Origin of the sequence: Embleya sp. NPDC008237 (assembly GCF_042956465.1) — a bacterium.
GTDB lineage: Bacteria > Actinomycetota > Actinomycetes > Streptomycetales > Streptomycetaceae > Embleya.
Genome location: NZ_JBIBGL010000001.1, coordinates 706,451 through 732,009 on the forward strand (window position 1 = coordinate 706,451; position 25,559 = coordinate 732,009).

A 25,559-nucleotide genomic window follows, 5' to 3' on the forward strand; every position below is an offset into this window, starting at 1 on the left:
GAGCGGAACAGACGCAGCAATTTCCGGCGGTACAGACGAGGATCGACGGTCGCGCTTGCCGCGGTCGTGACGGCGGGAGTCCTGACGGGCGCCACGCCCTCCGGCCCGCCGCGCGTGGTGGTCGGCGGGACCCCCGCGGACACCGCGACCTATCCGTGGGCGGTGGCCCTGTCCAGTCGGGCCGAGTACGGCTCCGCACGATCGGGACAGTTCTGCGGCGGGACGCTGATCGCACCCACCAAGGTGCTGACCGCCGCGCACTGCATGTACGACGCGAACGGCAGGCGCGACGACCGCCCGGACCTGAAGGTGATCCAGGGCCGGACCGACCTGCGCACCACGCAGGGCCGCGAGGTGGCGGTCGGCGAGGTGTATGTGAATCCGTCCTTCGATCCGGGTTCGATCTCCGGCGACTGGGCGGTGCTCACCCTGGACGAGCCGCTCGGCACCGGCGTCGCATCGGTGGTGGAACAGGGCGCGAGCGTCTATGCGAGTGGCACCGCCTCGACCGTGGTCGGGTGGGGTGACACCACGGGTAACGGCGACTACTCCTCGACACTGCGACAGGTCACCGTGCCACTGGTGTCCGATGCGACCTGCGGGACCGCGTACCCGGGCGGGCGGCTCGGGACGTACGACGCCGCCGCGATGGTGTGCGCCGGTGAGCGGCAGGGTGGCAAGGACGCATGCAGTGCGGACAGCGGCGGGCCGCTCCTGGTGGCCGGCCGGGTCGCGGGGATCGTCTCGTGGGGCGACGGATGTGCCCTGCCGGGTAAACCGGGCGTCTACACCCGGGTCGCCGCGTTCGCCCGGGACATCCGGGATGCCGCCGGATTGTGAGGGATATCACGCGCCTTTCGGGCGCCGGCCGCCCCCGTGGGTGACCATGACAGACGCCGATGGCGGCCACCTCGCGGTGGCCGCCATCGGCGCGATGTCTGCTCGTCGGGATCTCAGAGGGTCGGCTGTCTGGTCAGTTGTCGTCGTCCGGTGCGGTAACGGGGACCGCCGTGAGGCGGTCGGTCTCGTCCTGTATCTCCACGGCCACCTTCCGAAGTTCAGGCTCGAACTTGCGGGCGTGGTGCGCACAGAACAGCAGTTCGCCGCCGCTGGAAAGGACAACCCGAAGGTATGCCTGGGCGCCGCACCGATCACAACGGTCGGCGGCCGTCAACGGACTGGCGGGTGTCAGAACCGAATTCACGTCGCCTCTTCTCTACTCGACGAAGCCTTCATCGATGTCCAACATCAAATCAGCCTCGAACGTTCCCGGGGTGATCGTGTCATGTTCAACAGCTTCTCGGCACACCCCTTCTGCAACTCATTCCTTGTGCATAGGACGTGCCCTGTGCGCGTACGGTTCATGCCGGCCACCCGATCGGGTGGTCGAAGATGTGTTCGGATGCCGGCTAGGATGCGGCGGCGAGCCGTCGCCGGGCTGTCTTCCGGCCCCGGTAGCCTTGCTCTCCGGCGCGACGAGGGTGATCACCGGGCCCGATTTCGTGGGCTCGGACACCGCCGCCGCGCCGTACGGATCGACGCGTTCGCGGCGATTCGACTACGCGACTACATGCGAGGAGTTGCACCGCGTGACCGCCCAGACGACCGCGCAGTCCACCGCGCTCCTGGCGGGCGAGCCCGACCACTCGAACTACACCGCGCGGCATCTCCTCGTTCTCGAGGGTCTTGACGCGGTCCGCAAGCGGCCCGGCATGTACATCGGCTCCACCGACAGTCGGGGCCTGATGCACTGTCTGTGGGAGATCATCGACAACTCGGTGGACGAGGCCCTCGGGGGCTTCGGCGACCGGATCGAGGTGCTCCTGCACGCTGACGGCTCGGTGGAGGTTCGGGACAACGGTCGCGGTATCCCCGTCGACGTGGAGCCCAAGACCGGCCTGTCCGGTGTCGAGGTCGTCATGACCAAGCTGCACGCAGGCGGCAAGTTCGGCGGCGGATCCTATGCCGCCTCCGGCGGCCTGCACGGCGTCGGCGCCTCCGTGGTCAACGCCCTGTCCGCCCGACTCGACGTCGAGGTGGACCGCGGCGGGCACACCCACGCCATCTCGTTCCGCCGCGGCGTGCCCGGCGAGTTCGCCACGCTCGGTGCGGACGCTCCGTTCAGTGCCGGTAACGGATTGCGCAAGATCAAGAAGATCGCCAAGGCCAAGTCCGGCACCCGGGTCCGCTACTGGGCGGACCGGCAGATCTTCCTCAAGGACGCCGCGCTCGACCTGGAATCGTTGTACTCGCGGGCCCGGCAGACCGCGTTCCTGGTACCCGGACTCACGATCGTTGTTCGCGACGAGCGTAATGGTGCGAATCCGGGCGAAGTAGACGAACAGGTCTTTCACTACTCCGGCGGGATCAGCGAGTTCTGCGAGTACCTCGCCCCCGACCGCGCGCTGTGCGACGTCCTGCGCTTCACCGGCTCCGGCACCTTCAAGGAAACCGTGCCCGTGCTCGACGAGCAGGGGCACATGGTGGCCACCGAGGTCCAGCGCGAGCTGGGCGTGGACGTGGCGCTGCGCTGGGGCACGGGATACGACTCGACCCTGCGCTCCTTCGTCAACATCATCGCCACGCCCAAGGGCGGCACCCACGTCGCCGGGTTCGACCAGGCGCTCCGGCGCACGGTCAACGACGTGCTGCGCTCGACCAAGCTGCTGCGCGTGGCCGAGGACGACATCACCAAGGACGACGCGACCGAGGGCCTGACCGCCGTGGTCACCGTGCGGCTGGCCGAGCCGCAGTTCGAGGGGCAGACCAAGGAGGTGCTGGGCACCTCGGCCGCCGCCCGGATCGTGCAGAACGTGGTGTCCAAGGAACTCAAGGCGTTCCTGACCTCCACCGGGCGCGACCACAAGGCGCAGTCGCGCGCCGTCCTGGAGAAGGTCGTCTCCGCGGCCCGCACCCGGATCGCCGCGCGTCAGCACAAGGAGGCCCAGCGGCGCAAGACGGCCCTGGAGACCTCGGCGCTGCCGGCCAAGCTGGCCGACTGCCGCAGCGACGACGTCGAACGCAGCGAGCTGTTCATCGTCGAGGGCGACTCGGCGCTGGGCACCGCCAAGCTCGCGCGCAACTCGGAGTTCCAGGCACTGCTGCCGATTCGGGGCAAGATCCTGAACGTGCAGAAGGCGTCCGTCTCGGACATGCTCAAGAACGCCGAATGCGCCGCGATCATCCAGGTGATAGGAGCGGGCTCCGGACGCACGTTCGACATCGACCAGGCCCGCTACGGCAAGATCATCTTCATGGCGGACGCCGACGTCGACGGCTCGCACATCCGCTGCCTGCTGCTCACCCTCTTCCAGCGCTACATGCGTCCGATGGTCGAGGCCGGCCGGGTCTTCGCCGCAGTTCCGCCGCTGCACCGGATCGAGCTGTCCCGGCCCAAGAAGGGTCAGGACAAGTACGTCTACACGTACTCGGACGCCGAGCTGAAGCGCACGCTGCTGGAGTACCAGCGCAAGGGCATCGGCTGGAAGGAGCCGGTCCAGCGGTACAAGGGCCTGGGTGAGATGGACGCCGACCAGCTCGCGGAGACCACGGTCGATCCCCGGCACCGCACGCTGCGCCGGATCAACCTGGGCGACCTGGAGGCGGCCGAGCGCGTGTTCGACCTGCTGATGGGCAACGAGGTGGCGCCGCGCAAGGAGTTCATCACCAACTCCGCGTCGCTGCTCGACCGCTCGCGGATCGACGCCTGAGCACACCGACCTGCCGGTCGTTCGCCGGGCCCGAAGGGATTCGTCCCTTCGGGCCCGGCTTTTTTCATGATCACCATATCCGGGCCAAATGGTCCGTATATCTGGGATAGAAGGACGAATGTCACTCATTGGCGTGTGACCGTCACACATCCCGTATCGGCAGGGCTCGGATCCTCGTTGGCCAGACGATTCCACGACGCATGGCGGGGCCAGGTGTGCAGCCGTGCCGGCGGTTCATCCGTACAGGTGAATCGCGCAGAACCTGGCCGTGCGGCCCGCGCCCGCTGCCCATGCTGAACACCAGTCCCATCGAACGCCTGTCTCGGGGGTTCGGACCGGACGGAACCGCGCGGTTCGGCAATCGACGAGGAGAGCTACGGTGACGACCAGTTCGTACCGACCCACACCCACCCAGGGTGTGCCGTTCGGCGACCCGGAGCCGGATTCGCGCGCGGACATCTACCTACGCGTGCAGGCGAGCCCGGAGTTCCAGGAGATCCGGCGCCGCTATCGCGACTTCGTCTTCCCGATGTCGCTCGCGTTCCTCGCGTGGTACCTGCTCTACGTATTCGCGTCCACCTTCGCGCGCGGCTTCATGGCACACCGGATCCTGGGCGCGTTCAACGTCGCGCTCGCCTTCGGCCTGCTCCAGTTCGCGAGCACGTTCCTGATCACGTGGTCGTACGCCCGCAATGCGCGCGGCAAGCGCGACCGGGCCGCGCTCAACCTGCGGTGGGAGACCCAGGAGATGTTCCGGTGAACCCTGCCAACCTCGCGGCGGCCGGCGGCCACCGCGGTCTGACCGGTCTGCTGTTCGTGGTCTTCGTGCTGATCACCCTCGGCATCACCGTGTGGGCCAGTCGCAACAACCGCACGACCAACGACTTCTACGCCGGCGGACGGGAGTTCTCCGCGTCGCAGAACGGACTGGCCATCGCCGGCGACTACATGTCCGCGGCGTCCTTCCTGGGCATCGCCGGACTGATCGCTCTCTTCGGCTACGACGGCTTCCTGTACTCGATCGGCTTCCTGGTCGCCTGGCTGGTCGTGCTCATGCTCGTGGCCGAACTCGTGCGCAACTGCGGCCGGTTCACGATGGCCGACGTGGTCGCGTTCCGGATGAGTCGCAAGCCGGTGCGGACGGCGGCGGGAGCCGCGACGATCGTGGTCTCGATCTTCTACCTGATTGCCCAGATGGTCGGCGCGGGCACCCTGGTCGCCCTGCTCCTCGGCGACACGGGCGGTTCGGCGCAGACCTGGACGATCGTCGGCGTGGGCGCGCTGATGGTGGTCTACGTGACCTTCGGCGGGATGAAGGGCACCACCTGGATCCAGATCGTCAAGGCGGTGCTGCTGCTGGGCGGCGCGATCCTGATGACGATCCTGGTCCTGCTGCGCTTCCACTTCGATCTCGACGAGTTGCTGGACACCGCGGCGCACACCAGCGGCCACGGACAGGAGTTCCTCGAACCGGGGCTGAAGTACGGGAAGAACCTGACCAGTCGGCTGGACTTCGTCAGCCTGGCGATCGCCCTGGTGCTCGGCACCGCGGGGCTACCGCACATCCTGGTGCGGTTCTACACCGTGCCCACCGCGCGGGCCGCGCGGCACTCGGTGATGTGGGCGATCGCCCTGATCGGCACGTTCTACCTGCTCACCATCGTGCTCGGATTCGGCGCCGCGGCGGTGCTCGGGTCGGACAAGATCCGCAAGTCGAACGCGGCCGGCAACACCGCACTGCCGCTGCTCGCGGAGGAACTCGGCGGCGGTCCGAACACGTTCGGCGGTGTGGTGCTGCTCGCGGTGATCGCGGCGGTGGCGTTCGCGACCATTCTGGCGGTGGTGGCCGGGCTGACCCTGGCCTCCTCGGCGTCCTTCGCGCACGATCTGTACACCAACGTGATCCGCAAGGAGGCGACCGACGAGAAGAGCGAACTGCGGGCCGCCCGGCTCTCGGCGATCGTGATCGGCGGGATCGCGATCGGGCTGAGCCTGTCCGCACAGAAGCTCAACGTCGCGTTCCTGGTCGCCCTCGCCTTCGCGGTCGCCGCCTCGGCGAATCTGCCCACGCTGCTGTACACGCTGTTCTGGCGCCGGTTCAACACCAACGGCACGGTCTGGGCGATCTACGGCGGGCTCGGCTCGGCGCTGGTGCTCGTGCTGTTCTCGCCGGTGGTCTCCGGGGGCAAAACGCCGCTGGTGACCGGGATCGACTTCCACTGGTTCCCGTTGGAGAACCCGGGGATCGTGTCGATCCCGATCGGCTTCCTGTGCGGCTGGATCGGCACGCTGCGCTCGGACGAGGAGGCGGACGCCGCCAAGTACGCCGAGATGGAGGTCCGTTCGCTGACCGGGGCGGGCGCCTACTGACGGTGCGACAACAGGCGGGCGCGCATGCTCGTCGGGAGGCCCTCGTCCTTGCCGCAACTCTCCGGCCGGGCGGGGGCCTCCTTGCGGGCGTCCACCGCGACGGTCCAGGTACGGCCGTCGCGGTGGTCGACCCGCACGGTCCAGCCGCCGTCGTCCTCGGCGCGCTCGTCGTAGACCGACAGCGCGTCGGCCAGGCGCTCGCCGCAGTCCGCGCGCACCGCGAGTTCGGCGGCCTGCCCGGCCCGGGAGTAGGTGGCCCGGCCCCGGCAGCGGTCCGGCAACATCTCGCCGCGCCGGGCGGCGGCGACCACGGCTCGGGCCGAGGTGGGGTCCAGGCGCCCGTACAGGTAGCCCTGGGGCAGTACGAGGGCGGTCGGCGCGAATCGGTGCCCGCCCAGGTGGGTGACCTCCCAGGTGGCCTCGGGGAAGCTCACGGCGAGTGCGCCGGCCAGTGGTCGGCCCGCGACCGCGCAGCACCGGTCGCGCTTGCCGTTCGTGCAGACCAGCAGGAGCGGTTCGGCCGTCGCCTCGCCCACCGAGGGTTCGACCGGTCCGGCCAGCGCGGCCAGGTCGAGCGCGAGCGCGTCGGCGGCGGTGCGTACGCGCAACCGGCGCAGCCACGTGCCGCCGGGCTCGGTCCAGGCCAGGAAGACGGTCCGCAGACCGTCGGGGGCGCGCTCGCTCTCGTTGCCCCCGGGGCCCGCCGCCTCGTCGATTCGGCGGCCGGTCTCGTCCGGCCGGCGGATGAGCGCGGCGCGGAAACCGGCCCGGGCGGCCCGCTCGTCCAACTCCGCGCCCACCCCGTCGTCGAGCCCGCGACTGCCGGTCAGGGCCTTGGCGGCCCACGGCCCGGGGTGCTCGACGAGCAACCAACCACGCGTGGTCGGAGCGGTGCCGGCCATCGGCTCGGCGAGTTCGTGCGAGAGAAAGACGCAGGTTTCCACGACTGTGCACCGTATAGCTTTCACCCGCCGCCGGCCCGATCGGTGCCGCCCCGAGCGCCCGGATCCGGTGATCCCGGTACGGTTGTTGCACACGGTAACGATGGGAGGCGGCCATGCCCCAGGGACGGACCGACGGGAGCGCGGCGATAGCCGGCTTCACGTTGGACGACGCGGTGGCGCTCGCCAGGGCCGCGCACGACGGTCAGTTGGACAAGGGTGGCCATCCGTACATCACGCACCCGCTGCGGGTGATGCAACAGGTCGAGGGCACCTACACGCAGATGGCGGCGGTGCTGCACGACGTGATCGAAGACACACCGGTGGGTGCGGACGACCTGCGTAAGGCGGGTGTGCCGGAGCGGGTGGTGGCGGCGGTGATCGCGCTGTCCAAGCTGCCCGGCGAACCGCTGGAGGTCAGCATCGAGCGCGCCGCGGCGGACCCGATCGCGCTCGTGGTCAAGCGGGCGGACATCGCGGACAACCGCTCCGAGGCCCGGCTCGGCCAGCTCGACGCCAGGACGCAGGTGCGGTTGCGGAGGAAGTACGCGCGCTCGATCGAGCTCCTGGAGGAGTTCGCGGCACGCTGACGAGTCGATCGCCGCCGGTACGCCCGGTGACGGAACGGGAGAGGCCCCCGCAGCGAGGGACGCTGCGGGGGCCTCGTCGATGGGTCGACTCAGACGGTGCCCGGCGGGCCGCCGACCGCGTCGACGTGCTTGGCCAGCGGCGTGCCGGAGCCGTCGCGGCGCGGGTCCAGGGCGGGCAGCTCGACCGGCCGGCCCTTGGCGTCCGAGGCGCGGGCCGGTGCCGGGCCCGCCCAGGCCAGGCGCAGCGTGCTCTCGCCCTTGAGGAAGCGTTGGCAGCGCACGCCGCCGGTGGCCCGGCCCTTGCGCGGGTACTCGGCGAACGGGGTGACCTTGCAGGTGCCGTGCTCCGAGCCGAACAGGGCGTCGCCGCTGTAGGCGGCGACCGTGACAACCACCGCGTCCGCGCCCGGATCCACCGCGGTGAACGAGAGCACGGACTGCCCGGCACCCAGCTTGATGCCGGCCATGCCGCCCGCCGGGCGACCCTGCGGCCGCACCATCGCGGCCTGGAAGCGCAGCAGCTGGGCGTCGTCGGTGACGAAGACCAGGTCCTCCTCGCCGGTGCGCAACTCGACCGCGCCGACGATGACGTCGCCGTCGCGCAGCGAGATCACCTCCAGGTCGTCCTTGTTCGCCGGATAGTCCGGCACGACCCGCTTGACCACCCCCTGCGCGGTGCCGAGCGCGAGCCCGGGGGAGTCGGCGGCGAGCGTGGTCAGGCACACCAGGCGTTCGTGCGATTCCAACGAGACGAACTCGGACAGCGGCGCGCCGCCGGCCAGGTTCGGCGCGGTCGCGGTCTCCGGCAACGAGGGCAGGTCGACCACGTTGATCCGCAACAGCCGGCCGGTGCTGGTGACCGCGCCGACCTCGCCGCGCACGGTGGCCGCGACCGAGGACACCACCAGGTCGTGGTTGGCCCGGCCCCCCTCGGGCGGCAGCGGGCCGCCGGTCGAGGTGCGCGCGAGCAGACCGGTCGAGGACAGCAGGACCGTGCACGGCGCATCGGTGACCTGGAGCGGGACCGCCGCGGCGGGCACGTCGGCCGACTCCAGCAGGACGGTGCGGCGCGGGGTGCCGTACTTCTTGGACACCGCGGCCAGTTCGTCCGAGACCACCTTTCGGAGCAGCTTGTCGTCCTCCAGGATCTTGGTCAGTTCGGCGATCTCGGCGCGCAGCCGCTCCTGCTCGGCCTCCAGTTCGATCCGGTCGAACCGGGTGAGCCGGCGCAGCGGGGTGTCCAGGATGTAGGACGCCTGGATGTCGGACAGCGAGAACGTCTCCATCAGACGTTCCTTGGCCTGCGCCGAGTTGTCGCTGGAGCGGATCAGCTCGATCACGCGGTCGATGTCGATCAGCGCGACGAGCAGACCGTCGACCAGGTGCAGGCGCTCCCGGCGCTTGCGGCGGCGGAACTCGCTGCGTCGGCGGATCACCTCGAAGCGGTGGTCCACGTAGACCTGGAGCAGTTCCTTCAGGCCCAGCGTGAGCGGCTGGCCGTCGACCAGGGCGACGTTGTTGATGCCGAAGGTCTCCTCCATCGGCGTCAGCTTGTAGAGCTGCTGGAGGATCGCCTCGGGGTTGAAGCCGTTCTTGATCTCGATGACCAGGCGCAGTCCGTGCGAGCGGTCGGTGAGGTCCTTCAGGTCCGCGATGCCCTGGACCTTCTTGGACTGCACCAACTCCTTGATCTTGGCGATCACCCGCTCCGGGCCGACGTTGTAGGGCAGTTCGGTGACCACGATGCCCTTGCGGCGCGCGGTGACCGACTCGACCGTCGCGGTCGCGCGGATCTTGAAGGTGCCGCGGCCCTTCTCGTACGCGTCCCGGACGCCGCCGAGGCCGACGATCCGACCGCCGGTGGGCAGGTCGGGGCCGGGCACGTGGCGCATCAGGTCTTCGAGCGTGGCGGTGGGGTGCCGGATCAGGTGGCGCGCGGCGGCGACCACCTCGACCAGGTTGTGCGGCGGCATGTTGGTCGCCATGCCGACCGCGATCCCGGACGCGCCGTTGACGAGCAGGTTCGGGAACGCGGCGGGCAGGACGCCCGGTTCCTGTTCCTGGCCGTCGTAGTTGGGGCCGAAGTCGACGACGTCCTCGTCGATCGAGTCGACCATCAACATCGCGGCGGAGGACAGTCGGGACTCGGTGTATCGCATCGCGGCGGGCGGGTCGTCGCCGCCGAGGGAGCCGAAGTTCCCGTGGCCGTCGATCAGCGGCAGGCGCATCGAGAACGGCTGCGCCATCCGCACGAGGGTGTCGTAGATGGGGCCGTCACCGTGCGGGTGCAGCTTGCCCATCACCTCGCCCACGACACGGGCGCACTTGACGTACCCCCGGTCGGGACGCAGGCCCATCTCGGCGGCTTGGTACAGGATGCGGCGATGCACGGGCTTGAGCCCGTCGCGGGCGTCCGGTAGTGCCCGCGAGTAGATGACCGAGTAGGCGTACTCCAGGAAGGAGCCCTGCATCTCGTCGACGACATCGATGTCGAGGATGCGTTCCTCGAAGTCGTCCGGTGGCTGCGGACCGGAAGTTTTCATACTACGGCGGGCCATGCGCGGCGTTGCTCCTTTGCTTCTTCGGGCCGGCGCCGGGCCGTGTCTCCCGTGTCCGCCCGAGGGCGGCGCGGCCGGGGACGGCCCGCACGGCGTGCCCATTGTGACGCGCCGCTGCGACATGTGAGTGCATCGACCCGGGTGACACCGTGCTTGGGGGCCGTGCGAGGAGGGAAGGACAGCCCTTTGGCCCACGGTTGTGCCGCAGTCTCCGGCCGCCGTCCGAGCAGGAAAAAAGAAGGGTTTCGCGATGGACGACAAGCAGATTCGCGAACGCATCACCGACATGGTCGAGCAGGAGCGTGCCCTGCGGGACCAACTTGCGCAAGGCACGATCTCCGGTGACGAGGAGCATCGTCGGCTGTCCGAGGTGGAGGCCGAACTCGACCGGTGTTGGGACCTGCTGAGGCAGCGTCAGGCTTTGCGCGACGCGGGCGGGGACCCGGCGAGCGCGGCCGCGCGCCCGGCGCGCGAGGTCGAGGGCTACCAGCAGTAGGCGCGCTGCGGGCGCGCTTCGCCCACCGCGAACACCCTCGCGAGCGGGAGTCGATCGGGCACCGCGCGTCGTTAGGGTGAGGGTGGCCGCCGTCGCGGCGGTCACCCTCCAGGAGAGGACGGATGGGCTTATGGCAGGACCGGCGACTGCATCGTTGGGGTTCACCGCGACCACGCACACCCTCGGCAACGGGCTCCGCGTGGTGCTCTCGGAGGACCACGTCGACCCCGTGGCCGCCGTCTGCCTCTGGTACGACGTGGGCTCACGGCACGAACGGCCCGGGCGGACCGGGCTCGCGCACCTCTTCGAGCACCTGATGTTCCAGGGCTCGGCCAACGTGCACGGCAACGAGCACTTCGAGTTCGTGCAGTCCGCGGGCGGTTCGCTCAACGGCACCACGAGCTTCGAGCGCACGAACTACTTCGAGACGATGCCCGCGCACCAGCTGGAACTCGCGCTGTGGCTGGAGGCGGACCGGATGGGCGGGCTGCTCCGGGCGCTGACCGAGGAAAGCCTGGAGAACCAGCGCGACGTGGTCAAGAACGAGCGCCGCCAGCGCTACGACAACGTGCCCTACGGCACCGCGTGGGAGCGCCTGGTGGCGATGGCCTACCCCGAGGGCCACCCGTACCACCACATGCCGATCGGCTCGATGGCCGACCTGGACGCCACCTCGCTCGCGGACTGCCAGGCGTTCTTCCGGACCTACTACGCGCCGAACAACGCGGTGCTGGCGATCGTCGGCGACGTGGACCCCGAGCAGACCCTGGCCTGGGTGGAGAAGTACTTCGGCACGATCCCCGCGCACGACGGCAAGCCGGTGCCCGCGGACGGTGCGCTGCCCCCGGTCCTGGGCGCCGAGCTGCGCGAGGTCGTACGCGAGAACGTGCCCTCGCCCGCGCTGATGGCCGCCTACCGGATGCCGGCCGACGGCACCCGGGAGGCGGACGCCGCGGAGATCGCGCTGACCGTCCTGGGCGAGGGGGAGAGCTCGCGGCTGAACACCCGCCTGGTGCGGCACGACGAACTCGCGCTCTACGCGGGGGTCGGCCTGATGCGCCAGGCCGGAACCGCGTCGGTGGGCATGCTGGACGTGAAGGCGTCCGGTTCGGGTGCGGTGGAGGCGATCGACGCGGCGTTGACCGAGGAGTTCGCCAGGTTCGCCGCCGAGGGGCCGACCCCGGCCGAACTCGAGCGTGCGCAGGCCCAGTTGGAGCGCGCCTACCTGGACACGATGGCAACGGTGGGCAGCCGGGCCGACGAACTGTGCCGCTACGCGACGCTGTTCGGGGACGCGAACCTGGCGTTCACCGCGCTGGAGCGGTTGCTGGACATCACCGCCGAGGAGGTGCGGGCGGTCGCCGCCGAACGCCTGGTGCCGGACAACCGCGCGGTGCTGGTGTACGAACCGACGGACGAGCCGACCGACGACGACGCGGACGAGGACGAGGAGCAGGTCGCGTGACCCAGACCGGCGAGATGGTGTTCCACCCGCGCCCCGGCGCGGGCCCGGCCCGTGAGTGGACCTTCCCCGCGCCCGAGCGCTTCGTGCTCGGCAACGGCCTCGCGGTGCTGCGCGTGGACCGGCCCGGCCAGAAGGTGGTGGCCGTCGAGTTGGTGCTCGACTCGCCGCTGGCCGCCGAGCCGGCCGAGTGCGAGGGCGTGGCCACGATCATGGCGCGCGCGTTCACCGAGGGCACCGACAGGATGGGCGCCGAGGAGTTCGCCGCCGAACTGGAGCGCTGCGGCGCGACGATCGACACCGACGCCGATCACCCGGGCGTGCGGGTCGCACTCGACGTGCCGGCCTCGCGTCTGGAACGGGCGCTGGGGCTGCTCGCGGACGCGGTGCGGGCACCGGCCTTCCCCGCGGCCGAGGTGGACCGGCTGGTGCGCCAGCGGCAGGACGAGATCGTGCACGAGTTGGCCAGCCCGCCCCGGCGCGCCGCGCTCGCGCTCAGCGGCACGCTGTTCGACGCCTCGATGCGGTTGTCCCGACCGCGGGCCGGCTCCGCGGAGAGCGTCGCGCGGGTGGACCGCGCGGCCGTGTGGGACTTCTTCACCGCGCACGTGCGCCCGCAGACCGCGACCCTGGTCGTGGTGGGCGACTTCGCCGGCGTGGACGTCACCGACGTGCTGGAGCGCACGCTCGGCACCTGGACCGCGGCGACCGCCGAGCCCTCGCAGCCCGCACCCGTGCTCGCCGACGACCACGCCCGCGTACTGATCGTGCACCGACCGGGCAGCGTGCAGACGCAACTGCTGGTCGGGCGGATCGGACCCGGCCGCGAGGACGCCACGTGGCCGGCCCTGACGATCGGCACGTACTGCCTGGGCGGCACGCTCACCTCGCGACTGGACCGGGTGCTGCGCGAGGAGAAGGGCTACACCTACGGCGTGCGCGCGGCGAACCAATCGTTGCAGCAGGGCTCGCTGTTGGTGATCCAGGGTTCGGTGGAGACCGACGTCACCGGGCCGGCCGTCGCGGACCTGGTCACCGTGCTGCGCACGCTGGCCGCCGAGGGCCTGGTGGACGGCGAGCGGGACGCGGCGGTGCAGAGCATCGTGGGCGTCGCGCCGCTCAAGTACGTGACGCCGCGCGCGGTGTGCGACTCGCTGGCCGACATGGCCGCCGAGCGGCAGCCGGACGACTACCTGCCGCAGCTCTACCTGCGGCTGGCCGAGGTCGCGACCAAGGACGCCGCCGAGGCGGTGTCCGCCGGGTTCGATCCCGAGCACCTCGTGGTGGTCCTGGTGGGCGACGCGGACAAGATTCGCGAACCGCTCGAAGCACTCGAACTCGGACCGGTCACGGTCGTCGAATAGTCGTGATCCGGCGGTGGGCGGACGACAACGGTCGGCCCACCGCCAACCACGATCTCTTGGGGCACTTACGGTAGACCCATGACTCAGCCGTTGCCGGGCGCCGGGCCCGGAGAGACGACAGCCATCCCGCCGGTCGACAGACCCGACGGGACGGCAAGCGAACCCGACGTGACCCTTGGCATCGGACTGACCGCCGCGGACGTCGCGGAACGGGTCGCCAGAGGGGACGTCAACGACGTTCCCGTGCGGTCGAGCCGCTCGACGGCCGAGATCGTCAAGGCGAACGTCTTCACCCGGTTCAACGCCGTGATCGGTGTGCTGTGGCTGATCATCCTGTCCGTCGGGTCGGTCAAGGACGGCCTGTTCGGCTTCGTGATCATCGCCAACACCGGGATCGGCATCATCCAGGAGATGCGCGCCAAGCGCACCCTGGACCGGCTCGCGGTGATCGGCGAGTCCAAGCCGGTGGTGCGCCGGGACGGGAAGCCGGTGGCGCTGTCCCCCTCGGACCTCGTGCTCGACGACGTGATCGAGTTGGGCGCGGGCGACAAGGCCGCCGTGGACGGCGTGGTCGTCGAGGCGGACAACCTGGAGATCGACGAGTCGCTGCTCACCGGCGAGGCCGACCCGGTGATCAAGCGCCCGGGCGACCCGGTGATGTCCGGCAGCTTCGTGGTGGCCGGCAACGGCGCCTTCACCGCGACCCGGGTGGGTCGCGAGGCGTACGCCGCGCAGCTGATGGAGGAGGCCAGCAAGTTCACCCTGGTGGCCTCCGAACTGCGCAACGGCATCAGCACGATCCTCAAGTACGTCACCTGGATCCTGTTCCCGGCCTCGATCGCGCTGATCATCAGCCAGTATCGGCTGGAGGACACCACCTGGCGCGAGGCGGTCACCCGGATGATCGCGGGGATCGTGCCGATGGTCCCCGAGGGTCTGGTGCTGCTCACCTCGCTGGCCTTCGCGGTCGGTGTGGTGCGGCTGGGTCGCAAGCACTGCCTGGTCCAGGAACTGCCCGCGATCGAGGGCCTGGCCCGGGTCGACGTGGTCTGCCTGGACAAGACCGGCACGCTCACCGAGGGCGGCATGAACGTCGCCGAGGTGCGCGAACTGGCCGAGGGCCTGCCGGTGCGCGCCGCGCTCGGCGCGCTCGGTACCACCGAGCCCCGGCCGAACGCGAGCCTGGCCGCGATCATCGACGAGTGCCCGGCGCAGACCGGCTGGACGTCGGTGGAAAGCGTGCCGTTCTCCTCCGCCCGCAAGTACAGCGGCGCGACGTTCGAGGTGTCCGGCGCCCGCGCCACGTGGCTGATCGGCGCCCCCGAGGTGCTGGTGGACACGCGGGAGCACGGCGATCTGCTCACCGACGCCGAGCGACTGGGCGCACAGGGCCTGCGGGTGCTGCTGCTGGTCCGCACCGACGCCTCGCTCGCGGACACCGTCGATGCGCTCGTCGGCGGCCCGGACGGCGCCGAGGTGACGCCCGCCGCGCTGGTGGTGCTGGAGCAGCGGCTGCGCCACGACGCGGGCGCGACGCTGGACTACTTCGCCGACCAGGGCGTGGCGGCCAAGGTGATCTCCGGCGACAACGCGATCTCGGTCGGCGCGGTGGCCGCCAAGCTCGGCATCAAGGGCGCCGAACACCCGGTGGACGCCCGCACGCTGCCCACCGACCAGAACGAGCTCGCGGACGTGTTGGAGGCCAACACGGTCTTCGGCCGGGTCACCCCGCAGCAGAAGCGGGACATGGTCGCCGCCCTCCAGTCGCGCGGGCACAACGTGGCGATGACCGGCGACGGCGTCAACGACGTGCTCGCGCTCAAGGACGCCGACATCGGCGTGTCGATGGGTTCGGGCAGCGAGGCCACCAAGGGCGTCGCGCAGATCGTGCTCCTGGACAACAGCTTCGCCACGCTGCCGTCGGTGGTCGGCGAGGGCCGCCGGGTGATCGGCAACATCGAGCGGGTTTCCAACCTGTTCCTGACCAAGACCGCCTACTCGGTGCTCCTGGCCATCCTGGTCGTGATCGCCAACGTGCCCTACCCGTTCCTGCCCCGGCACCTGACGCTGCTGGCCTGGTTCACCATCGGCACACCGGCGTTCTTCCTGGCGCTGGCCCCGAACAAGGAGCGGGCGCGCCCCGGCTTCGTCAAGCGGGTGCTGCGCTACTCGGGCCCCTCCGGCGTGATCGCCGGTACCGCGACCTTCACCGCGTATCTGCTGGCCCGTGCGGACTACGGCGCGACGGACGCCACGCGTACGGCCGAGACGTCGATCGCGACGCTCACGCTGTTCCTGGTCGGCCTGTGGGTGCTGGCGATCATCGCCCGCCCGTACACGTGGTGGCGGATAGGCCTGGTGCTGGTGATGGGGGCCGGGTTCGCCACGGTGCTCTCGGTGCCGTGGTTGCAGGACTTCTTCGAACTCAAGCTGGTCGGCACGAAGATGCCGTGGACCGCGGTCGGAATTGCGGTCGTCGCGGGGATCCTGCTGGAGGTCGTCGCCTATTGGAACAAGCGGCGACTGGCGATCGAGGTCGCGGCCTAACGCCCTGCCGGATGGCCCCGATGGTTGTCGGGGCGTGGGCGCTCGCGGCGGTGGCGGGTGGGCCGGGTCGGCGGTTGTCGCGCCGACCCGGCCCACCCGTTGCGATTCGGTGCGGAGATCGGCGTCACGTCACGTCGGGCCGCCCGCTCCGGCCCGGCGGCCTCCGCCGCTACCTGCCGGCTCGGCGCCGCTCCGCCAGGGCCAGGCCCACGCCGATCAGCGCCGAGCCCCCGGCCAGGCCCGCGATGAAGGCCCGTCGGCCGCGAGGCAGTTGCTCGCGATGCCGGTACGTGATGAGGGTGTCGCCGAGATCGGCCGCCGAGGCCGCCAGCGCCCAGGTGCGGATCGGCTCGCCGCGGGCGGCCGCGAACATCGCGCCGGCGCCGAGTGCGAGGTCGCGCCCGCCGAGCGCGCGGGCGAACACGAGGGCCCCGGTGCGGTCCGCGTCGTCGCCGATCCACGGTCGGGAGACCCGCGGCGGGTCGAGCAGGGCGACCACGCCCAGCACGGCCCGGGCACCTGCCCAGCCGAAGGTCGCCGTGCGGATGAGGCCGTCGGGATCACGTAGCGTGCGCGTCACATCCGTCACGGTATCGTCCCCGCGGCACTTCAGCGGCCGGCAATTTCGTGCATTAGCCTCGCTCTGCCGTACACACGCACCGGCGACATCGCGGGATCGGCGCCATCGTGACGACCCGTCACGCATCCAGGGGGGTGGCGGCGTCCGGTCGCGCCACGGGGATGGAGAACCACGTTGTACCTGCGCAAGCCTGCCCTTCCGGGACTGTTGATCGCCGCTTCCGTCATCGCGCTCTCCAGCGGATGCGGCCTGGTCGACAAGGTCAAGGGCGACGACGACAAGAAGAAGGACCCGGCCACGGCCGCGCCCCAGGCGGGTGGATCGACCGGCGGGGCGACCGGCGCGCCGGCCACGCAGCCCGGCGGGGGCAAGGGCACCGCGCCCGCCACGGCGCCGGCCACGGACAAGCCCGGCGGTACGGGCAACCTCGACCCCAAGGCCTTCTGCAACCTGCTCACGCCCGCCGAACTCAAGGGTGTATTGGGCAGCGAGGTCACCCGCACCAAGAACGACGACACGCTGCGCACCTGCCGCTACTACGGACCGGGCGACTCGCCGGTGGTGACCCTCCAGTACTTCACCCGCAGCAGCAGGGCCGGTGACACGCCGGAGAGCGTCGTGGCCAAGAACGAAATGTCGAAGTACGGCAAGCCGATCACCGACCTCGGTGCGTTCCCCACGCTGTACGTGCCGGGCACCGGCAGCTACCCGGCGCCCAGTGTCCCCGAGATCTACTTCGCCAAGACACACGGCGACCTGATCGTCGACATGCACGTGAGCCTGGCACCCGCCGCGAAGGACCTGCCGCGCGGGCAGCACATCGCGATCGCCAAGCTGATCGCCGACAAGATCTGACCCGCCGCCCCGGGGCCGAGCCGGTGTCGGCTCGGCCCCGGGCCCGGCCTCGGCTCTCGACTCCTCGGCTCTCGGCGCCCGGGCCTCGGGTCTGCGGTCAGTTGCCCTTGAGTTCCGGGAAGTCCTCCTCGAACCACTCCAGAGCGCCCCGCCCGGCTAGGTCGCCGTCATGCAATTCGCGCTCCCGACCCCGCAGTTCGACCCGGCGGATCTTGCCCGAGATGGTCTTGGGCAACTCCGCGAACTCGATCCGGCGGACCCGCTTGTACGGTGAGAGCACGGCGCGGGCGTGCCGCAGGATGGACAGCGCGATCTCCCGGGTCGGCTCGTGCCCGGGCGCGAGCACCACGTACGCCTTCGGCACGGCCAGTCGCACCGGGTCCGGCGACGGCACCACCGCGGCCTCGGCCACCGCGTCGTGCTCGATCAGCACGCTCTCCAGCTCGAACGGCGAGATGCGGTAGTCGGACGCCTTGAACACGTCGTCGGAGCGGCCCACATAGGTGATGTAGCCGTCCGCGTCCCGGGTGCCGACGTCGCCCGTGTGGTAGAAGCCGTCGCGCATCGACTCGGCCGTGCGCTCCGGGTCGTCGAGGTATCCGGTCATCAGGCCCAGCGGGCGGGCGGCGAGGTCGAGGCAGATCTCGCCCTCGGCGTCGGTGCCGGTGACCACCTCGCCGGAGATCGGGTCGACCAGGGCCACCGTGTAGCCGGGCAGCGGCCGGCCCATCGAGCCCGGCCGGACCTCCTGCCCGGGTGCGTTGCCGATCTGCGCCGTGGTCTCGGTCTGCCCGAAGCCGTCCCGGATGGTCAACCCCCAGGCGGCCCGTACCTGTTCGATGACCTCCGGATTGAGCGGCTCGCCCGCGCCGATCACCTCGCGCAGCGCGGTCCGCCACGCGCCCAGGTCCTCCTGGACCAGCATCCGCCACACGGTCGGCGGCGCGCAGAACGAGGTCGCCCCGCAGCGCACCATCGTGTCCAACAACGGACGTGCGGCGAACCGCTCCTGACGCACGATCAAGATCGTGGCCCCGGCGTTCCAGGGAGCGAAGAAGTTGCTCCAGGCGTGCTTGGCCCAGCCGGGCGAGGAGATGTTCAGGTGCACGTCGCCCGGACGCAGGCCCAGCCAGTACATCGTGGACAGGTGCCCGATCGGATAGCTCGCCTGGGTGTGGCCCACCAGCTTGGGCTGCGCGGTGGTGCCGGAGGTGAAGTACAGCAGCAGCGGGTCGGTCGCGGCGGTCGGGCCGTCCGGTACGAACCCCGCGTGCGCGTCGTCGGGACCGTCGTGCGCGTCGGCGAACGAGAGCCAGCCCGGCGTCGGTTCGCCCACCACGATCCGGGTCCACGCGCCCGGCACCTCGGCGAAGCCCGGGGTCACCGCCGACTCGGCGATCACGTGCGCGACGTCGCCCCGGGTGACCCGGTCGGTCAGGTCGGCGGGCGCGAGCATCGTGGTGGCCGGGATGATCACCGCGCCGAGCTTCATCGCGGCCAGCATCGCCTCCCACAACTCGACCCGATTGCCGAGCACGAGCAGGACCCGGTCGCCGCGGCGCACGCCCCGCGCGCGCAACCAACCGGCGACCCGATCGGAGCGCCGGGCCAGTTCGTCGAAGGAGAGTTCGGTGTCGGTGCCGTCCTCGGCCACGATCCACAGCGCGGTCGTGTCGTTGCCGCGGGCGATCGCGTCGAACCAGTCGAGTGCCCAGTTGAATTCGGTGGGTTCGGGGCGCGGGAAGTCCCGGCACGCGGTGGGCTGGTCCTCGCGGTGTTCGAGCAGGAAGTCGCGCGCAGCGCGAAAAGCCTCGGTCGCACCCGTCGTCATCGCCGAATTCCTCCGTCTGTCGTGCGGATCGCCGTACCGCAGCATCGCGTCGTCGGTACCGGAACGCACCCTCGCATCACCCGTTCGAGCGGTCAACGACCGCGCGCGGGCTCCGCGCATTGACCGTCGCCGCGCCGGGCGGCAAGACTCCGGGAGCCACCACAAAAGCCACCAAAGTTGATCTTGATCCGACATTCGGGACCGTAATTGACAGACAGTACGGGGCGATCCGACCCGCGGGTGCTCGTCCTTGCCGACGACCTCACCGGTGCCAACGCCACCGCGGTGCGCTTCGCCCGGCGCGGGATGCGCACGCTGGTCACCGGTGGGCCGCCGCGGGCCTGCGTCAGTGCGCCGGACGTACTCGTGCTGGATCTGGCCACCCGCCACCTGCCCGCCGAGCAGGCCGCCCGCCGGGTGGTCGCGGGCGCCTCGGTGTTCCCGAACGCGCCGCTGGTGACCAAGCGGGTGGACAGCACCCTGCGCGGCAACCCGGGCGCGGAGACCGCCGCGCTGCTGCACGTGCTGGACGCCCGCCCGGGGCCGCCGGTGCGCGCACTCGTGGTGCCGGCCCATCCCGAGGCGGGCGGCACCACCGAAGGTGGCATCCAGCTCGTGCACGGCGTGCCGATCGCGGCCGGCGAGGTCGGCCGCGACCCGTTGTGCCCGGTGACGTCCTCGTGCGTGATCGAGGCCTTCGGCGTGATCGAGCGGCCGATCGTGCACGTCCCGCTGGACGTGGTGCGCGGTGATGCGTCCGGCCTGGCGCGGGCGCTGGGCGACCCGGGCGCCCGGGTGCTGGTCTGCGACGCGGTCACCGAGGCGGACGTGGAGACGCTCGCGCTGGCCGCCGCGGCCGCCGCGCTGGGCGGCGAAGTGCGCTGGCTGCCGGTGGATCCCGGGCCGTTCGGCGCGGCGCTGGTCGGCGCGTTGGGCGCGGTGCCCACCGGTGCGCCAGTGCTCGGCGTCGCGGGCAGTCTCAGCAGACTCAGCCGGGATCAGATCGCCGAAACCCAGCGCCGACTGGGTGCGCGCTGGCTGGACGTGGGCGATGCGCCCGATCCGGTTCGGGTCGCCGCCGACCTGGTGGCGCTGGCCCGCACCGGCGCGGCCCTGACCGGAGTCCGCACCCGGATCCCGGATCGGATCGACCCGGTGCGCGCCGCGCGGCTGCCGGTGCTGCTCGGCGAGGTGGTCAAACGCGCGCTGGCGGCCACGCCGTTCGCGGGGGTGTACGCGACGGGCGGGGACATCGCGGGCGCGGTGTGCACCGCGCTCGGTGCGGACGGACTCGCGGTGGAGACCGAGGTGCAGCCGCTGGTGGTGGCCGGTCGGCTGGTCGGCGGGCCGCACGACGGGTTGCCGTTCGCGGCGAAGGGCGGGCTGGTCGGGGACGCGCACGCGGCGGTGGCGTGCGTGCTGCACCTGCGGATGAGTGCCACCGTCCAGGCGAGCGCGCCGACGGCGATCGCGACCCGGGAGATCGTGCGGGATCGGTGAAGGACGACGGTGCGAACACGCTGTGCGCAGTGGAGTGACCGGCTCGATTCGTCGATGCTCAGGTGATGGTCAGGGCCTGGGCGATGCGGGCGGCCAGGGCGGCGTTGTTCAGGATGAGGGCGATGTTGGCGGTCAGGCTTGCGCCGGCGGTCTCGCGGTGGAAGAAGTCGAGGAGGAACGGGGTGACCGCCTTGCCGCCGATGCCCTCGTCGGTCAGCGCGGCCAGTGCCCCGTTCAGCACCCGGTCGTGCAACCGCGGGTCCAACTGGTCGGCCCGCGGCACCGGGTTGGCCACCACGAGGGCGTTGCGTGCCAGCCCGAGCGCCTCGTGCGCCCGCACGACGTCGGCCACCTCGTCCGCGGTGTCCACCCGCCACTCCAGCCGATGGCCGGAGTCGACCAGGTAGAACCCCGGAAACGTGTGGGTGCCGAAACCCACCACCGGCACGTTGAGCGACTCCAGACGCTCCAGCGTCGCGCCGACGTCCAGGATCGACTTGACCCCCGAGCAGACCACGACGAGGCCGCACCGGGTCAGCGCGACCAGGTCGGCCGATTCGTCCCAGCTCTCCCGTGCCTGCCGATGCACCCCGCCCAGACCGCCGGTGGCGAACACCCGGATGCCCGCCTGGTGAGCCAGGTGCGCCGTCGCCCCCACGGTGGTCGCGGCGTGCCCGCCCCGCGCGGCGACCAGGGCCAGATCCCGCATGCCCGCCTTGAGCACATCCGGACACGTGGCGACGAATTCGAGCGTCTCGGCGTCCAGCCCGATCGACGGACGGCCGTGCACGATCGCGATCGTCGCCGGGACCGCGCCCGCGGCCCGGACCCGGCCCTCGATCTCGCGCGCGATCCGCAGGTTGTCCGGGCGCGGCAGCCCGTGCGCGATGATCGTGCTCTCCAGGGCGACCACCGGTCGGCCCGCGGCGAGCGCGTCCGCGACCTCCGGCAGGATCCGCAAGCCGTTCACCGGTAGGACGCTACCGGGCGCGGGCGGCAGTGGTACGGCATATGCGCCGGGACGCGGCGGTTCGGCCTCGCCTCGGCGCTCGGATACTCCGATGATCATGGCAATCCGCCGTCCCGTCGCGACCCGCGGTCAGCGCCGCGGCTGATACAGCACGGCGGCCCAGCCGTCCGGCCCGGTCACCCGCACCCGCACCTCGTGCGGCCCCTCGACCGGCTCGCCCACACCGAACCCGCTCTCGCGCAGCGGCACCAGGGCCGCGTCGAGGTCGGCGACCTTGACCATCACCGAGGCCGCCTCGCCCTCGCGGTCGGTGCCGGCCAGCGCCAGCCGGCCGCCGTTCACGTCGAACTGGGCCCAGCGCTCCCCGTCGACGAAGGTCGGTTCCGCGCCGAGTACCGCGGTCATGAACCGCACCGCCGCGGCCATGTCGGCGACGGGGAAAGCGGCGGACAGGCCCTGAGCGGACATGGGTTACCTCCTGCGACGAGACCGGGCACGGTATCTGATGGTCTATCAGGTGCGGCGGACACCCACCGAATCGGGGCGGCCGGAAAGCACCGGTGATGCGCCTCAGGGGTTAGCCTCGCAAACGTGGAGCCCACCGACACGGCAGACGTGCCACCGAAGCCCCCCGAACACTGGGAGGCCGACGTCGTGCTGCGCGACGGCGCCACCGCCCACGTCCGCCCGGTCGGCCCGGACGACGCCGGCCGCCTCGTCGAGTTCTACGCGCGCGTCTCGGCCGAGTCGAAGTATCTGCGCTTCTTCACGCCCTACCCCCGACTGTCCGACCGCGACGTGCGCCACTTCACCACGCACGACTGGGTGGACCGGGTCGGCCTGGGCCTGTTCGTCGGCGACGAGTTGGTCGCGATCGTGCGCTACGACCGGATCGGCCCGGACGGGCGCGCGGTGCGCACCGGCCCGCAGGGCCGCTCCTCCACCGCCGAGGTGGCCTTCCTGGTCCAGGACGACCAACAGGGCCGCGGCGTCGCGTCGGTCCTGCTCGAACACATCGCCGCGGTCGCCCGCGAGCGCGGCATCCGCCGCTTCGTGGCCGACGTACTGCCCTCGAACCGCCGGATGGTCACGGTGTTCACCGAGGCCGGCTACACCCAGCAGTCCGCGTTCGAGGACGGCGTGGTCCGGCTCACCCTGGAACTCGCGCCCACCGAGACCTCGCTCGGCGTCATGCTCGGGCGCGAACACCGGGCCGAGTCGCGCTCGATCGCCCGGCTGCTCACCCCGCGCTCGGTCGCGGTGATCGGCGCGAGCCGGCACGAGGGCACGGTCGGCAACACGCTCCTGGCCAACCTGCGTGCGGGCGAGTTCACCGGCGACCTGTACGCGGTCAACCCGAGGGCCGGCAGCGAGCCGATCGACGGCGTGCCGACCTATGCCTCGGTGCTGGACATCCCCGGGGGAGTGGACCTGGCGCTGGTGGCGGTCCCCGCGGACGCGGTGCGCCAGGTGGTCGAACAGTGCGGGCGCAAGGGCGTGCACGGCCTGGTCGTGGTGTCCTCCGGCTTCGCCGAGACCGGTCCCGAGGGCCGGGAGCGGCAGCGGCGCCTGGTCCGCGCCGCGCGCCGGCGCGGCATGCGGGTGATCGGACCGAACTGCCTGGGCGTGCTCAACACCGACCCGGAGCTGCTGGTCAACGCCAGCCTGTCGCCCCGGATGCCACGCCGCGGCCGGGTGGGCATGTTCGCCCAGTCGGGCGCACTGGGCATCGCCATCCTGGAGTCCACCGTGAGCCGGGGGATCGGGCTCTCCACGTTCGTGTCCGCGGGCAACCGCGCCGACGTCTCCGGCAACGACCTGCTGCAGTACTGGGAGGACGACCCGGCCACCGACGTGGTGTTGCTGCACCTGGAGTCGATCGGCAACCCGCGCAAGTTCACCCGGCTCGCCCGACGGGTCTCCCGGGCCAAGCCGGTGGTCGCGGTCAAGTCCGGACGACACACCCAGGGCGTACCGCTCGGGCACGTCACCCGCACCCTGACCCTGCCCGACTCGGCGGTCGACGCATTGTTCCGGCAGGCGGGCGTGATCCGGGTGCCCACCGTCGCCGAGCTGTTCGACGTGGGCCAACTGCTCGCCTACCAACCGCTGCCCGCCGGCGACCGGATCGCGATCATCGGCAACTCCGACTCGCTGGGCCTGCTCACCCAGGACGCGTGCGCCAGTGCGGGCCTGAAGCCGCGGCGCCCGGTCGACCTGACCACGTCCGCGACCGCCGACGACTTCCGCGACGCGCTCGCCGAGGCACTGGCCTCCGCCGAGACGGACGCGGTGATCACCGTGTTCATCCCACCGCTGACCACGTCGGGCGACGAGGTGGCGAGCGCGATCGCGGAGATGGCCGGGCGCGCGGCACGGATCGGCAAGCCGCTGCTGACCACCTATCTCGCGCACGAGGGGCTGCCCACCCAACTGCGCCGACTGGACGCGGACGGCGTGCCGGCGCTCGGCTCGGTGCCCTCCTACCCGGCCCCGGAGAACGCGGTCCGCGCGCTCGCCGAGGTGGTGCGCTACGCCGCGTGGCGCCGGCGGCCCACCGGCTCGGTGCCCGAACATCCCGAGGTGCGCACCGATCAGGCCCGCGCGCTGGTCCGGGCCCGGCTCGGCGCGGCGGACGCGGTGGGCCTGTCCCCGGCGGACGCCGCCGAGCTGCTGGACTGCTACGGCATCAGGCTGCTGCCCGCGGTGCGGGTGGACAGCGAGGATGCGGCCATCCGCGCGGCGACCGAACTGGGCTACCCGGTCGCGCTCAAGACGATCGCCGAACATCTGCGACACCGGGTGGACGTGGACGGAGTGCGGCTGGACATCGGCGCCGAGGCCGGACTGCGCCGGGTGTTCCGGGAGATGACCACCCGACTGGGCGGCCCGGACCAGGCCCGACTGGTGGTGCAGCCGATGGCGCCGCACGGGATCGCGACCGTGCTCGGGCTGACCTACGACGAATCCTTCGGCGCGGTGCTCTCGTTCGGGCTGGCCGGCCCCGCCACCGAACTTCTGGGCGACGTGGCCCACCGGTTGGTGCCGGCCACCGATCAGGACGTGGCGGACCTGGTCCGCGAAGTCCGGGCGGCGCCGATGTTGTTCGGCTACCGCGGCGCACGGCCCGTGGACGTGCCCGCGCTGGAGGACATCCTGCTGCGGCTGTCCCGGCTGGCCGACGACCTGCCGCAGGTGACGTCCATCGCGCTGAACCCGGTGGTGGTGGCGGCCGAGGGCGCACACGTACTGGGCGCGCAGATCCGCCTGTCCCGCCCGCCGGCCCGCACCGACCTGGGCCCCAGGTCGCTGTCCCGTCCGTAACCGGTGATCGCGCCGTACCGCCCGGGTGCGGGCGGAATCCGCCGCGGTGCGCGCCGGCGCCGGGCCGTGCCCGTACACATATGCGGAACCGCCGCCGTACTCACATGCCACCCCGAGCTGTGGCACCTACGTACGGCGGCGGCTCCAGGCCGGATCCGCTCCGCGGCATGCCCCTCCGCGCCTACCCTCCACATGGCTGCGCATTTCATGCCGTTCGACGCTTTCCGGACCGAGCCGCCCCGCGCCGGTCGTTTCCCCGAGTGTCCCCGGCGGTGAGGCGGTGTCACTCGTTCCCCCGCCCGGGGGCACGAGTGTCGCGAGAGATCCACCGGTGCCACCGTGTCGACGGCGCGTCCCTGTTGCCCCGGTCGGGCCTCTCGAGGGATCAGTCAACCCCGCCGAGCCGTGCACCGGGAGGGCGCACGGAAGGCGCACGGTGGCGATCCGTAGAGGACACACCA

The 25,559-nt window shown here is 71.4% G+C and carries 19 protein-coding genes; 12 read left to right on the forward strand and 7 right to left on the reverse strand.

All coding sequences use genetic code 11. The features are described 5' to 3' along the window. Nucleotides 1–66: 66 nt before the first annotated feature. Complete coding sequence (locus tag ACFZBU_RS02875; protein WP_391581660.1) at nucleotides 67–840, forward strand: S1 family peptidase; 774 nt, start codon at nucleotides 67–69, stop codon at nucleotides 838–840. A 133-nt stretch (nucleotides 841–973) separates the two neighbouring features. Here ACFZBU_RS02875 and ACFZBU_RS02880 read toward each other — a convergent pair whose 3' ends face one another. Then, the gene (locus ACFZBU_RS02880; RefSeq protein WP_020555816.1) at nucleotides 974–1,204 is read right to left on the reverse strand and encodes a hypothetical protein; all 231 of its coding nucleotides are present in this window, start codon (nucleotides 1,202–1,204) and stop codon (nucleotides 974–976) included. A 385-nt stretch (nucleotides 1,205–1,589) separates the two neighbouring features. Between ACFZBU_RS02880 and ACFZBU_RS02885 the strand changes: the two genes are divergently transcribed. From ACFZBU_RS02885 to ACFZBU_RS02895, 3 genes are all read left to right on the forward strand, one after another. Further along, complete coding sequence (locus tag ACFZBU_RS02885; RefSeq protein WP_391581661.1) at nucleotides 1,590–3,710, forward strand: type IIA DNA topoisomerase subunit B; 2,121 nt, start codon at nucleotides 1,590–1,592, stop codon at nucleotides 3,708–3,710. Between the two features lie 379 nt (nucleotides 3,711–4,089). Further along, complete coding sequence (locus ACFZBU_RS02890; protein WP_391581662.1) at nucleotides 4,090–4,470, forward strand: DUF485 domain-containing protein; 381 nt, start codon at nucleotides 4,090–4,092, stop codon at nucleotides 4,468–4,470. Continuing rightward, nucleotides 4,467–6,080 (forward strand): cation acetate symporter, encoded by a 1,614-nt coding sequence (locus ACFZBU_RS02895; protein ID WP_391581663.1) that lies wholly within the window; start codon nucleotides 4,467–4,469, stop codon nucleotides 6,078–6,080. Before ACFZBU_RS02890 ends, ACFZBU_RS02895 begins: the two co-directional genes overlap by 4 nt. On the opposite strand, the gene ACFZBU_RS02900 is transcribed toward ACFZBU_RS02895, so the two are convergent. Then, nucleotides 6,074–7,024, reverse strand: a complete 951-nt coding sequence (locus ACFZBU_RS02900) for a sucrase ferredoxin (protein ID WP_391581664.1) — start codon at nucleotides 7,022–7,024, stop codon at nucleotides 6,074–6,076. The two genes, ACFZBU_RS02895 and ACFZBU_RS02900, sit on opposite strands and share 7 nt — an antisense overlap. Before the next feature lie 113 nt (nucleotides 7,025–7,137). Here ACFZBU_RS02900 and ACFZBU_RS02905 point away from each other — a divergent pair, with 113 nt between their 5' ends. After that, a complete protein-coding gene (locus ACFZBU_RS02905) occupies nucleotides 7,138–7,611 on the forward strand; it encodes an HD domain-containing protein (RefSeq protein WP_391581665.1) in 474 nt (157 codons plus the stop codon). Nucleotides 7,612–7,700: 89 nt separating this feature from the next. On the opposite strand, the gene ACFZBU_RS02910 is transcribed toward ACFZBU_RS02905, so the two are convergent. Continuing rightward, complete coding sequence (locus ACFZBU_RS02910; protein ID WP_391581666.1) at nucleotides 7,701–10,169, reverse strand: DNA topoisomerase (ATP-hydrolyzing) subunit A; 2,469 nt, start codon at nucleotides 10,167–10,169, stop codon at nucleotides 7,701–7,703. A gap of 250 nt (nucleotides 10,170–10,419) precedes the next feature. Here ACFZBU_RS02910 and ACFZBU_RS02915 point away from each other — a divergent pair, with 250 nt between their 5' ends. The 4 genes from ACFZBU_RS02915 to ACFZBU_RS02930 all read left to right on the forward strand — a co-directional run bounded on the left by ACFZBU_RS02915 (nucleotide 10,420) and on the right by ACFZBU_RS02930 (nucleotide 16,038). Further along, on the forward strand, nucleotides 10,420–10,665 hold the full coding sequence (locus ACFZBU_RS02915; protein WP_391581667.1) for a DUF2630 family protein: 246 nt from the start codon (nucleotides 10,420–10,422) through the stop codon (nucleotides 10,663–10,665). A 130-nt stretch (nucleotides 10,666–10,795) separates the two neighbouring features. Beyond that, a complete protein-coding gene (locus tag ACFZBU_RS02920; RefSeq protein ID WP_391581668.1) occupies nucleotides 10,796–12,130 on the forward strand; it encodes a M16 family metallopeptidase in 1,335 nt (444 codons plus the stop codon). Beyond that, on the forward strand, nucleotides 12,127–13,491 hold the full coding sequence (locus tag ACFZBU_RS02925; protein ID WP_391581669.1) for a M16 family metallopeptidase: 1,365 nt from the start codon (nucleotides 12,127–12,129) through the stop codon (nucleotides 13,489–13,491). The genes ACFZBU_RS02920 and ACFZBU_RS02925 overlap by 4 nt, the downstream gene beginning before the upstream one ends. 78 nt (nucleotides 13,492–13,569) lie before the next feature. Further along, complete coding sequence (locus tag ACFZBU_RS02930; RefSeq protein WP_391581670.1) at nucleotides 13,570–16,038, forward strand: HAD-IC family P-type ATPase; 2,469 nt, start codon at nucleotides 13,570–13,572, stop codon at nucleotides 16,036–16,038. Between the two features lie 169 nt (nucleotides 16,039–16,207). Here the strand turns inward: ACFZBU_RS02930 and ACFZBU_RS02935 are convergent, their stop codons facing one another. Further along, nucleotides 16,208–16,618 carry a hypothetical protein gene (locus tag ACFZBU_RS02935; RefSeq protein WP_391581671.1) on the reverse strand — a complete coding sequence of 137 codons (411 nt, stop codon included), beginning with the start codon at nucleotides 16,616–16,618 and terminating at the stop codon, nucleotides 16,208–16,210. A gap of 174 nt (nucleotides 16,619–16,792) precedes the next feature. On the opposite strand from ACFZBU_RS02935, the gene ACFZBU_RS02940 reads away from it, so the two are divergent. Continuing rightward, nucleotides 16,793–17,473 carry a hypothetical protein gene (locus ACFZBU_RS02940; RefSeq protein WP_391581672.1) on the forward strand — a complete coding sequence of 227 codons (681 nt, stop codon included), beginning with the start codon at nucleotides 16,793–16,795 and terminating at the stop codon, nucleotides 17,471–17,473. A gap of 97 nt (nucleotides 17,474–17,570) precedes the next feature. Here the strand turns inward: ACFZBU_RS02940 and ACFZBU_RS02945 are convergent, their stop codons facing one another. Next, the gene (locus ACFZBU_RS02945; protein ID WP_391581673.1) at nucleotides 17,571–19,304 is read right to left on the reverse strand and encodes an AMP-binding protein; all 1,734 of its coding nucleotides are present in this window, start codon (nucleotides 19,302–19,304) and stop codon (nucleotides 17,571–17,573) included. A 207-nt stretch (nucleotides 19,305–19,511) separates the two neighbouring features. Here ACFZBU_RS02945 and ACFZBU_RS02950 point away from each other — a divergent pair, with 207 nt between their 5' ends. Continuing rightward, nucleotides 19,512–20,804, forward strand: coding sequence for a four-carbon acid sugar kinase family protein (locus tag ACFZBU_RS02950; protein WP_391581674.1), 1,293 nt, complete (start codon nucleotides 19,512–19,514; stop codon nucleotides 20,802–20,804). 58 nt (nucleotides 20,805–20,862) lie between these two features. Here ACFZBU_RS02950 and ACFZBU_RS02955 read toward each other — a convergent pair whose 3' ends face one another. Together ACFZBU_RS02955 and ACFZBU_RS02960 are read right to left on the reverse strand one after the other, a co-directional pair. Continuing rightward, nucleotides 20,863–21,873, reverse strand: a complete 1,011-nt coding sequence (locus ACFZBU_RS02955; protein ID WP_391581676.1) for a pseudouridine-5'-phosphate glycosidase — start codon at nucleotides 21,871–21,873, stop codon at nucleotides 20,863–20,865. A gap of 30 nt (nucleotides 21,874–21,903) precedes the next feature. Beyond that, entirely contained in the window at nucleotides 21,904–22,242 is a 339-nt protein-coding gene (locus tag ACFZBU_RS02960; protein WP_391581677.1) for a VOC family protein, read from the reverse strand. Nucleotides 22,243–22,365: 123 nt separating this feature from the next. On the opposite strand from ACFZBU_RS02960, the gene ACFZBU_RS02965 reads away from it, so the two are divergent. Further along, entirely contained in the window at nucleotides 22,366–25,098 is a 2,733-nt protein-coding gene (locus ACFZBU_RS02965; protein WP_391581678.1) for a GNAT family N-acetyltransferase, read from the forward strand. The last annotated feature ends 461 nt before the right edge of the window (nucleotides 25,099–25,559 follow it).